Origin of the sequence: Pseudonocardia sp., from assembly GCF_050246655.1 — a bacterium.
Lineage (GTDB): Bacteria > Actinomycetota > Actinomycetes > Mycobacteriales > Pseudonocardiaceae > Pseudonocardia.
Genome location: NZ_JBFWVQ010000005.1, coordinates 121,017 through 131,389, shown reverse-complemented (window position 1 = coordinate 131,389; position 10,373 = coordinate 121,017). Strand labels below are relative to the sequence as shown.

Annotated in this window: 8 protein-coding genes, 1 tRNA gene and 1 rRNA gene; 4 read left to right on the top strand and 6 right to left on the bottom strand. The window is 72.4% G+C overall.

Features of this window, described 5'->3' with window-relative positions; genetic code table 11:
• Together AB7J25_RS03440 and AB7J25_RS03435 are read right to left on the bottom strand one after the other, a co-directional pair.
• A 16S ribosomal RNA gene (locus tag AB7J25_RS03440) occupies positions 1-123 on the bottom strand; the annotation flags it as partial.
• Between the two features lie 429 nt (positions 124-552).
• A complete protein-coding gene (locus tag AB7J25_RS03435; RefSeq protein ID WP_428504896.1) occupies positions 553-2,784 on the bottom strand; it encodes a cytochrome c oxidase assembly protein in 2,232 nt (743 codons plus the stop codon).
• A 62-nt stretch (positions 2,785-2,846) separates the two neighbouring features.
• Between AB7J25_RS03435 and AB7J25_RS03430 the strand changes: the two genes are divergently transcribed.
• Positions 2,847-3,560, top strand: coding sequence for a methyltransferase domain-containing protein (locus tag AB7J25_RS03430; protein WP_428504894.1), 714 nt, complete (start codon positions 2,847-2,849; stop codon positions 3,558-3,560).
• Positions 3,561-3,590: 30 nt separating this feature from the next.
• Here AB7J25_RS03430 and AB7J25_RS03425 read toward each other — a convergent pair whose 3' ends face one another.
• Entirely contained in the window at positions 3,591-4,388 is a 798-nt protein-coding gene (locus tag AB7J25_RS03425) for a PP2C family protein-serine/threonine phosphatase (protein WP_428504892.1), read from the bottom strand.
• 94 nt (positions 4,389-4,482) lie between these two features.
• On the opposite strand from AB7J25_RS03425, the gene AB7J25_RS03420 reads away from it, so the two are divergent.
• A tRNA-Arg gene (locus AB7J25_RS03420) sits at positions 4,483-4,559 on the top strand.
• Positions 4,560-4,864: 305 nt separating this feature from the next.
• On the opposite strand, the gene AB7J25_RS03415 is transcribed toward AB7J25_RS03420, so the two are convergent.
• Both AB7J25_RS03415 and AB7J25_RS03410 read right to left on the bottom strand, forming a co-directional pair.
• A complete protein-coding gene (locus AB7J25_RS03415) occupies positions 4,865-5,920 on the bottom strand; it encodes a 2,3-butanediol dehydrogenase (RefSeq protein ID WP_428504890.1) in 1,056 nt (351 codons plus the stop codon).
• A gap of 68 nt (positions 5,921-5,988) precedes the next feature.
• Positions 5,989-7,086, bottom strand: a complete 1,098-nt coding sequence (locus AB7J25_RS03410) for a hypothetical protein (RefSeq protein ID WP_428504888.1) — start codon at positions 7,084-7,086, stop codon at positions 5,989-5,991.
• Between the two features lie 512 nt (positions 7,087-7,598).
• On the opposite strand from AB7J25_RS03410, the gene AB7J25_RS03405 reads away from it, so the two are divergent.
• A complete protein-coding gene (locus tag AB7J25_RS03405) occupies positions 7,599-8,804 on the top strand; it encodes a transcriptional regulator (protein ID WP_428504886.1) in 1,206 nt (401 codons plus the stop codon).
• A gap of 111 nt (positions 8,805-8,915) precedes the next feature.
• The gene (locus tag AB7J25_RS03400; RefSeq protein ID WP_428504884.1) at positions 8,916-9,560 is read left to right on the top strand and encodes a potassium channel family protein; all 645 of its coding nucleotides are present in this window, start codon (positions 8,916-8,918) and stop codon (positions 9,558-9,560) included.
• On the opposite strand, the gene AB7J25_RS03395 is transcribed toward AB7J25_RS03400, so the two are convergent.
• On the bottom strand, positions 9,554-10,369 hold the full coding sequence (locus AB7J25_RS03395) for a hypothetical protein (protein ID WP_428504882.1): 816 nt from the start codon (positions 10,367-10,369) through the stop codon (positions 9,554-9,556). The genes AB7J25_RS03400 and AB7J25_RS03395 overlap by 7 nt on opposite strands.
• Between the last annotated feature and the right edge of the window lie 4 nt (positions 10,370-10,373).

Sequence of the window (10,373 nt, the reverse complement as noted above, 5' to 3'; positions counted from 1 at the left end):
TCACCCACGTGTTACTCACCCGTTCGCCGCTCGTGTACCCCCGAAGAGGCCTTACCGCTCGACTTGCATGTGTTAAGCACGCCGCCAGCGTTCGTCCTGAGCCAGGATCAAACTCTCCAACAAAACCTGGCCAAACAAACCCCCCAGACACACAAGCCCGAGGGAAAAAAACAAACTGGCACAAAACCAATCCGCAAAACCACACCAACCACAGCCACAAAACCACAGCCGATGCAGTCAAAGCTCGACACACTGTTGAGTTCTCAAAAGACACCCGCACACCATCGCTCTCCGCGAGGAGAACTTCCGGGGCTGTGTTTTCCCACTGTAACACCCCGAGATCCTTGCGGAATCGGGGGGCTCGAGTGGGTCGGTCCGCGGGGCCCTGTTGACCGGGCCGCTAGGGCTTCGTTCTGTCCGGTGTCCCGCTGACGACGACAAAGTTACGCCGGGGCTTCAGGGGGCGTCAAATCGCCCCCCTCAAACCGCGCCTGACCTGCAGGAACAGCCCTCACGAGCAGTACCCGTCCATGATCGCGGCGCGACGAGCGGTCAGCCCTCCTCGGCGTCCTCGTCAGCGACCTTACCTCGGCCGGGGCGGTCGTGAGCAGGACTTTCGCCGGCCTCCGCGGCGGCAGCGGGCGAAGAAGGGACCGCGACGGCCCGCCGCTCGTCGCGGAGGCGCCCATCCGGGTGATTGACGTCGGACCCGTCCGGGACGCCGGACGGCCTGTCCCCCGCGGCGAGCCGCCGCAGCATGGCGTTGTAGGCCTGCAGGTCCGCATCTCCGTCCGCGGCTGCTCGACGATCATCCCGTCGCGCCGACCGTTCGTCGAGCCGGGCCCACTGCACCAGCAACGCGATGACGACGATCAGCAGGGGCAGCTCCCCCGACGCCCATGCCAGACCGCCGCCGAGCTGCTGGTCCTTCAGCGGATCGGGGACCCATGGCAGCGCCAGCGCCCGGTAGAACTCCCCGCCGACGACCCGGTCCGAACCCATGAGGGCGACGCCGAAGAAGGCGTGGAACGGGACCGACGCGAAGATCAGCCCCAACCGGGCGACCGGCGGTAGCCGCCGGGGTGCCGGATCGACCCCGATCAGGGGCGAGAAGAAGAGGAGCCCCGTGACGAGGAAGTGCAGGTTCATCACCACGTGGGCGGGGTGCTGGGGCAGCGCCCAGGCGAAGAGGTCGGAGAAGTAGAGCGCGTAGTAGCTGCCGACGAACAGGGGCAGCGTGAGCAGCGGGTTCGTCAGCAGCCGGGCCGGTGGCGAGTGGACGGCGGCGAGCAACCACTCCCGCGGCCCGGGCGGCCCCCCTCGCCCCGCGACGGGCAGGGCACGCAACGCGAGCGTCACGGGGGCGCCGAGGACCAGCAGGATCGGCACGAGCATCGACAGGATCATGTGCTCGGCCATGTGCACGCTGAACATCGCCGGGCCGTACCTGCCGATGCCCGAGCTCGTCGCGACGAGCAGGGCGGCGCATCCCGCCAACCAGGCCGCCGTGCGACCGACGGGCCAGGCGTCCCCGCGGTGGCGCAGCCGGTACACCCCGGCCAGGTAGGCGGCGGCGAGCGCGATCGCGGCCGTGCCGAAGATCAGGTCGAACCGCCAGTCGAACAGCAGCCGGGCGAGCGTCGGGGGCCCGTCCAGGTTGTAGCCGAGGAGCAGCTCGACCGCGGTCGGCGGACCGGCGCCGGTCTCCGGCGGCGCGGTGCGGCCGAGTGCGACGGCGAGCCCGAACGTGGCGAACATGAGCAGCACCTCGACACCGCCCAGCCGCAGGAGCGCGCCCGGCTCCCCGCGCGCCGCCTTCCCGACCGTGGCGCGGCGGTGCCGCCACCCCGCGTACCCGAGCACGCCCAGCGCGGCCGCCTTCGCGAGGACGAGCGCTCCGTAAGGGCTCCCCCACAGTGCCCCCAGCGGCACCCGGACCAGGGCGTTCACCACACCGGACACCGCGAGGACGGCCCAGCAGACCCCCGCAAGCGCCGAGAAGCGGGGCACTGCCGTGGCGAGCGCCGAACGGTCAGGGCCGCGGGCGGCGGCCGTCACGAGCACGGCGACCAGCCCGCCCACCCACAGGCACGCGGCGAGCACGTGCAGCAGGAGGCTGTCCGTGGCGACGTCGTGCGCACCGCCGCCCGCGGAGTGACCGGTGAGCGCCACCGGGACCGGCCCGAGCAGCGACACCGCGAACAGCACCACCGACCAGCCCCAGGTGAGGACGCTGCGGCAGCCGATCAGGACCACCAGCGCGATCAGCGCGGTGAAGAGCCACGACGAGGCGGTGGACAGCCGCGGGACGAGGTCGAGCAGCACGGCCGGGTCGAGCACGTCGCCGAGCGGGCGGCCCAGCGCGTCCGCCACCGTGAGGGGGACGAGCGCGGCCGCCGCGAGCGCCCACCCGATCGCGGCGAAGCCGGCGACGCGCAGGCCTCGGTAGCCCGCCACGTCCAGGTATCCCGAGGTCTGCGGCGCGACGAGGAAGGCGGCACAGAGCAGCCCGCCGATCGTGATCGCCATGCACAGGTGGGAGAAGGTCCGGACCGCGGGCAGGCCGAGGGTCAGCACCGGGTCCGGCGCGGGCAGCCCCGGCACGACGATCGGTGGCGACAGGGCGGCGAGGCCGGCCGCGACGAACACCGCGACGGCGATCCCGACCGCGACCACGAGCACGGTGTCCGACCCACGCCGGCCGACGGGCTCCGGTCGGGCGGGCGGCGTTGCGGGCGACCCGGCAGGCGACCCTGCCGGCGCGCCCACGGACGGCTCGGCCATGCCCCCCAGGTTAGGACCTGCCCGCGCGGCCGTTCATCCCGCGGGGTCGCCACACTGCTGGGGTGAGCGGCGCAGGCGACCCGACGCACGCGGTGCGACGGGTGCTGGAGCGGATCGTCGATCCCCACGGCACGACCCCCCTTCCGTGGGCGGTGGGCCCGCTGGCGGGCGCGCGGACCGTCCTCGAGATCGGTCCCGGCGTGCTCGACGCGGAGCTCGGCGAGCGGCGTCGGTGGCTCGACCCGGAGGGCCGCGTCGTCGAGCGGGGTGGGCCCGCTCCCCTGCCCCGGACGTTGGCGACGCCGTGGCCGCTCGCGACCAACGCCGTCGACGGCATCTGCCTGCTGCTCGCACTGTCCCGGCTCGTCGCGATCGACCGGGTGTTCGCCGAGATCCGGCGCGTGCTGCGCCCGGCGGGCACGCTGGTGGTGCTGACGCCCTCGGTGACGCTGCGGACGGTGCCGGAGCTGCGCCTCGCCCGGCTGCTGCGGCCCGTGCGCCGGGGCGCGTGGCCGAACCGGTCCGGGCTGGACAACGCGGGCTGGCTGCTCGCCGCCGCGGACTTCGCCGTGATGGCCGACGACCGGATGCCCTTCGCGCTCCCGCTGCCCGATCCGGCCGCTGCGCTCGAGGCGGTGGAGACGCTGCCCGCCGCGGGACTGTGGCCGCCGCTACCGGCGGACGTCGCCGAGAACCTCGCCGTCGAGCTCGCCGAGCGCTGCGGTCCGGACCGGGTGCTGCCGGTGCCGGTGCGGCGGCTCGTCGCCCGGCGCTGACGACCCGGTGCGCGGACCGGCGGACAGCGATCAGATCGCGGCTGCGGCCCCGACGACGACCGGCTCGGCCGGCACGGGCCTGCCGTTCGCCTCGGACTCGACGACGTCCGCGATCACGCACGTGATGTTGTCCGGTCCGCCGCCCGCGTTCGCCAGCTCGATGAGCCGGTCCACGACCGCTGTGGGTTCGTCGAGCGAGGTGAGCACGTCGAAGAGATCGGCGTCCGAGAGCACGGCCGTGACCCCGTCCGAGCAGAGCAGGTAGCGGTCGCCGATGCGCACCTCGTGCGGGAACAGGTCCGGCTCGTCGTGCCCGCCCGCCTGCAGGGTGCGGACGAGCACCGAGCGGCGGGGGTGGTCCGCGGCCTCCTCCGCCGAGATGCGGCCCTCGTCCACCAGCGCCTGGACGAGCGTGTGGTCGCGGGTGAGGCGGAGCAGCTCACCGTCGCGCAGCAGGTATGCGCGCGAGTCCCCGATGTGGACGATCCCGGCGCGCGTGCCGTCCACGAGCATCGCGACGACGGTGGTGCCCGCACCGCGCAGGTCCGGCTCCTGCGCGGCCTTGTCGGTGAGCACCGCCGCGGCCCGGGCGACGGCCTTGCGCAGCTCCCCGAGCAGGTCCGCGTCGGCGAGCCCGCCGTCGCGCAGCGCGACGTCCATCGTCGCGAGTTCGGCGATCGCGATGGCGCTGGCCACCTCGCCGTGGGCGTGACCGCCCATGCCGTCGGCGACGGCGAGCAGGCGGGGACTGGAACATCCCGAGTCCTGGTTCATGGACCGGCGACGTCCGATGTCGGAGCCGACCGCGAAGTGCAGCGTCGGAGGCATGATTCAGCTTCTCACTTGCTCGATCGTGGGCGAAGCGTCGGGGCGCCCGGACATGCGACATCCCGTCCGCGGCAGGCTAGTCTCGGCCGGCCGAGCCTCCGTAGCTCAGTCGGATAGAGCGTGGGCCTTCTAATCCCAGGGTCGCAGGTTCGAGTCCTGCCGGGGGCGCCATCCATGCAGGTCATCGGTGGTGCGCGCCGCCCACGGCGGGCACCGCCGATGATCGACATACCGGAAAATGGTCCATTCTTCGCGCGCAGGCGCCGTTCGCTCGTCCCGCCGCGGTGCCGGGCGGCCGTCGGCGAGCGGAGCGGTGCAGGACCCCGACCGGGCGCGGCTGGAGCGGCGCGAGCAGGCAGGGGCCGATCGGCGCTGGCGGGGTCATCTCCCGCAGCGCGGGACACCACCGCACCGCGAAGGACCGGGCCGGTGTCCCCTGTCGGGGGCACCGGCCCGGCGCGTGGTCCGCCCTGCGATCAGGGCCTGACCAGGATCTTCACGTTCTCCTCCTTGTTGTGGATCAGTTCGTCGAAGCCCTTGGCGACGATGTCGTCGAGCTCGATCCGGCCGGTGATGAACTGGAACGGGTCGACCTTGCCCTCGGCGACCATCCGGATCGTGGCCGGGTGATCGTCCGCGTAGGCCAGCGAGCCGAGGATGTTCACCTCCCGGAAGACGAGGTCGTTCATGGCGACCTTCGCCTCGTGTCCCCAGATCGCCACGTTCACCACCGTGCCACCCGCCCGCGTCGAGCCGATCGCGGACTTCAGGACGGCGTCGATGCCGGCGCACTCGAAGGACACGTCGGCGCCACGGCCCTTGGTGAGCTCGCGGACCTCGGCCGTCACGTCGGTCGTCGTCGGATCCAGCACGTGGTCGGCGCCCGCGACGGGGGCCTTCGCCTTGCGGACGTCGGCGGGCTCGACGACGACGACCTGCTCGACGCCCGCAGCCTTCAGCGCGGCGGTCGTGACCAGGCCGATCGGTCCCGCGCCGAAGACAAGCGCGGTGTGCCCGGGCTTCGCCCCCGACAGCCGGACGGCGTGGTAGGCGACCGCGAGCGGCTCGATCAGCGCGCCGACGTCGGTGCCCAGCTCGCCGAGGGGATGGACCCAGCGTTCCTCGGCGACGACGAACTGCGAGAAGCCCCCGCCGAGCCCGGAGAGGCCGACGAAACCCAGGCTCTGGCAGACGTTGTAGCGGCCGATGGTGCAGGCGTCGCACCGGCCGCAGACGATGTACGGCTCGACCGCGACGCGGTCACCGGGACGCACCGCGGTGACACCCTCGCCGACCTCGGCCACCACACCGGCGAACTCGTGTCCCAGCGTGATCGGCACCGACTCCCCGGTGAGCGGGTGCGGCGCGGCCGCCGTGGGCGCGAAGATGGGGCCGTCGACGTACTCGTGCAGGTCGGTGCCGCAGATGCCGCACCACTCCACCTGCACCTTGACGGTTCCCGGCCGCGTGGCGGGCTCGGGGACGTCGTCGATGCGGATGTCGCCGGGTGCGTGGAAGCGGGCTGCTTTCATGGTTGTCCTCCGGACTGTGGACTGTGGCTGTGCGGACGGGTCTGGACGGCTGGTCAGTGCGACGGCTGTCACTCGGGCGTGACCGCGTCGTCGCCGGTGCGCGGGCGCGGGATGCCGTACGACTCGAACCCGACGACGTAGAGCAGGGTGACCAGCGCGAACCAGTCCATGAACCCGAGCGCGTTGCCGTGCAGGCTTCCGGCGACGACCGGCTCGTGGAGCACCGCGCCGGCGAGCCAGTGGTAGTACAGGACGAACGTGCCCACCGCGAGGCCGAAGGTGATCCCGATGCGCGAGACGAAGTCGACCGCGCGGCCGCGCCCGGCGGGACGGTTCCCGAAGGCGTTGCCCCAGACGATCATCCAGGCCACCCAGCACACCCCGAGCTGCGCCGGGAACTGGTGGATGCTCTCACCGAGCTCCTCCGCGGCGGTGGGACCGACGAGCACTTCGCTCACGCGCAGCAGCACCACGTAGAGCAGCGTGCCCAGCACGACGTTCCCGGCGAGCGACACCGCGGCGATCCGCCCCCGGCTCCCGGCCAGCCGCCACGGCCAGTTGTCGAGGACGAGGCCCGTCACGACGACCGCCACGATGATCGAGTAGTACCAGCCGATCAGCGTGTCGAGGCCGATCAGCGGCGGACCCTGTACGGGCGACGCCGACACCGCCGGCAGGCCGAGCACGACGTAGAGCAGCAGCGTCGGCAGGAACACGAACGCGATCTCGCACAGGCCGACGAGCGGCTGTCTCAGGCCGAGGTCGGTCCACGGCCAGTGCGCCCAGTTGAGGACGACGAGGACGTAGGTCGAGAAGCCGAACAGGACGAACAACGCGCCCGCGAAATAGCCCAGGCCACCGTCGCGGGACGCGGCGAAGTCGGGATCGACCTGGCCGATCCCGGCCGCCAGAACCCACGTGACGACGATCGCCAAGGCGAAGATGGCGCCCGTGTAGACGATTCCGCGAAGCGGTTGGCCCAGACGCGAGAACCAGGCCATCTCCAGGTTGAAACCCGTCCACACGACGAACATCAGCGCCCAGAAGAGCGCCGCGTTGAAGGGCAGCGGGTAGACACCGAGCGGGCTCGTGATCGGATCGGCGAGCAGGTACCAGCCCGCCAGGGCGACGACCACCACCACACCGACGGTCGCCAGACCGTGCACCCACCAACTGACGGTGCGCTCTCCCGCGGCGGTGGCGGCGCGCGGGTTCTGCTGTGTCGGGTTCTGCTGTGTCGGGTTCTGCTGTGTTGCGGACATATCAGGACCGGCCTTCCTGAAGCGCAAACGAGGCGTTCTGTGGAATCGGCCCGGCACCGCTGCGGCAGTGCATCGCTATGCTTCGGGGCGCGCACCGGCTGGACCCGGAGAGCGCACGCGAGAGGCCGGTCGGGTCGCCGGGCCAAGTCGACCCGATCGGCTTCGCTGCCCGTGTGATGTGATCGTGCAGGTCAGACGCTGGCTATGGACCTCCCGCAGCGCAGGACCGCGCCGGCGACGGGACCTCGTCCCGGTCGCGCCGCGCCGTCCCCGATGACACGTTCGATGTGGTACAACCCACACCCGCGGCGTCCCGGCGGCAAGGGTTGCACGGGGTTGCATGCGACCTGGCGGGCCGTGCCACCCGCGATCCGGTGCTTATCCTGGTCGGATCCATCGCGTGTCGTGGAGGCCACGTGAACGACTTCAGCGCGATCCGTCCCGGCACCGACCTTCCGAGCCATGCCCGGGAACTGGTGCGGATGCACGACGCGGTGATCGGTGGCGGGAAGCCCAGAATGCGTCCTCGCGGCGTCGTCGCCCGGTCGTGGACGCGGGTGCTCGAAGGGGGGCTCGATCCCGGCCACCGGTCATTGCGCAACCCGCTCCCGTTCGACGAGGTGCTGCGCCGCCGACGGGAGTCGCCCCTGTCGCTCGTGATCGACGAGCTGCGCCAGATCCTCTGCTCGGTGGCCGATGCGTCGCAGTTCCTGATGGTCGTCACCGATGCCGACGGCGTCATTCTCTGGCGTGAGGGATCCGCGCGGGTCCGCAGCCGCGCGGACGCTCTCGCCTTCGCGGAAGGTGCCGAATGGACCGAGGCACACGTCGGGACCAATGCCATCGGCACCGCACTCGCCGAGGCCGCCCCCGTCCAGCTGTTCTCGGCGGAGCATTTCGAACAGCAGCAGCACCCGTGGTACTGCACGGCGGCGCCGATGCACGACCCGCGCACCGGCGCACTGATCGGGATCATCGACATCAGCGGGCCCGCGCTGACCCTCCACCCGGCCATCCTGGCGCTCGTCGAGACGGCCGTCCGGCTCGAAGAGGGGCAGCTGCGACGCCACCACGAGCTCCGGTTGGAGCGGCTGCGCACCGCGGCGACACCCACCCTGACGTCGGTGGCCGGGCCGTTGCTGCTCGTCGACGAGCACGGGTGGGTGGCGCACACCGTGGGCGTGGCGCCGCGGGACCGGATCGCCGTGCCGTCCGCCGACCAGCCGCTGACGGTGCCCGGCCTCGGGCTCTGCCTGCCCGAGCCGCTGGCCGACGGGTGGCTGGTCCGGCCGTCGGGTCAGGACCGGCGCATCGTGCTGACCCTGGATCTTTCGACGACGCCCTGCATCGAGGTCTCCGGCTGCCACCGGCAGTGGCGCAGCTCGGTGACCGCGCGGCACGCGGAGATCCTGACGCTGCTCCACCGTGCGGGCCCGGCCGGGCTGAGCGCGGTCGCGCTCAGCCGCGCCCTGCACGGTGACGCCGATCACCTCATCACCGTGCGCGCCGAGGTGTCGCGGCTGCGGCGCAAGCTCGGCGGCATCGTCGAGAGCCGTCCTTACCGGATCGCACCGGGCGTGGAGATGACCGTCGTCGATCGGCCGAGCCTCGCGGCGAGGTGACGCGGGCCGCCTGCCTCGCGCGGTCGTCCATCCTCACGCCGGGGCGGGTGCAATCGTCAGGTTCGGGCCTCCCGGTCGGCCCGCGCCGGCTCTAGCGTCGCCCGCGTGCGCATGTCGAGCCGTCGGACCACCTACCCGACCGTCCTGCTCCTCGTGATCGTGACCTACGCCGTCTCGCTGGCCGTCGAGGGCCTGCGCGGGGCGGCGGTCGCGGCGTTCCTGCAGGTGGCGACCGTGTCGTTGTCGCTGCGTCACTCCGGCGCGGACCGTCGCGTCGTCAGGCTCTCCCTGACCCTGCTCCTGGTCGCCACCGTCGTCGTGGTGGCGGTGGCGCTGGCGCCGTCGGTGACGCAGGTGCCTGCGGACGTGGGGGTGTGGGCCGTCTACGTGCTCAACACGCTGCTGTACGTGATCGCGCCGGTGTCGATCCTGCGCGACGTCGCCTCCTCCCGTGAGGTGGACGGCGACATGCTCGTGGGCTCGGTGGCCGCGTACCTGCAGATCGGGATCTTCTTCGCCTTCGTCTACCGGCTGATCGACGCGGTGACGCCGTCGTTCTCGACCCCGGTCAACACCGGCGACCTGCTCTTCTTCAGCTTCGTCTCGCTCTCGACCACGGGCTACGGCGACGTCGTCCCGATCGGCTGGGCGGCGGAGACGGCGTCGGTGGTGGAGATCGTCGTCGGGCAGTTCTTCCTGGTCGCGGCCGTCGGGAAGATCGTGACGGCCTGGGTGCCGCGCCGACGGGATCAGTAGGCGTCACCCGGCCGGACGCCGGGCACGGGCGCACCGGCGAGCTCGGCGCTCAGCACCGCGGCCCCGACGAGCAGGTAGGACAACAGCAGCAGCCACGACACCAGCACGAACGCCACCCCGATGGCGCCGTAGCGCGCGGCGTGCTCGACGACCGCGGCACGCAGGAAGGGCGCGGCGAACAACGTCAGCATCGCCTGGCCGACTCCGACGAGCACGGCGCCGGGCAGCAGCTGGCGCAGGGTGACCCGGTCGCCGAGCAGCAGGCGCTGGACCGGCAGCCACAGCAGGACCGTGGTGACGACGTGGACCGTCGCCGTGGCCGGGTTGCCATGGCGCCACGCGATGCCCGCCGCGATGCCGCCGACGAGCACGAGCACGCCGAGCAGCCCCTGCAGGTACCCCCGGACCCCGAGGGGCCGCAGCGCCCAGGCGGCGACGTAGAGCCGCTGCAGGGTGCGGGTGAACCCGAGGCCGGTGACGACGACCAGCACGGTCGCGACGACGACGCTCGGCGGGTCCGCCACCGGCGCGATCCGGGTCAGGTCGTTGACCGCCTGCGACGCCTGCTCCCCGAGGTCGAGGCGGGCCACCAGCCAGTGCTGGGCACTTGTGGGGTCGCCGGAGAGCACCCCCGCCGCCAGCATCGCGGCCGGGACGAGCCCGACGAACGCCTGCGTGGCCAGGGCGAGCGCGCGGTCGTAGCCGCTGGCGGCGACGAAGCGCAGGACGAGCCGGCCCGCGAGGCTCCCGCGGGCCCGGCCCGCGGCGGCGGGCCAGCGTGAGCGCCAGGTGTCCACGGCGTCGACCAAGCCC

What these genes read in the sequence shown, in the direction of transcription:
- AB7J25_RS03415 (WP_428504890.1), bottom strand. Translation starts at nt 5,920, where the DNA reads ATGAAAGCAGCCCGCTTCCACGCACCCGGCGACATCCGCATCGACGAC.
- AB7J25_RS03435 (WP_428504896.1), bottom strand. Translation starts at nt 2,784, where the DNA reads ATGGCCGAGCCGTCCGTGGGCGCGCCGGCAGGGTCGCCTGCCGGGTCG.
- AB7J25_RS03425 (WP_428504892.1), bottom strand. Translation starts at nt 4,388, where the DNA reads ATGCCTCCGACGCTGCACTTCGCGGTCGGCTCCGACATCGGACGTCGC.
- AB7J25_RS03400 (WP_428504884.1), top strand. Translation starts at nt 8,916, where the DNA reads ATGTCGAGCCGTCGGACCACCTACCCGACCGTCCTGCTCCTCGTGATC.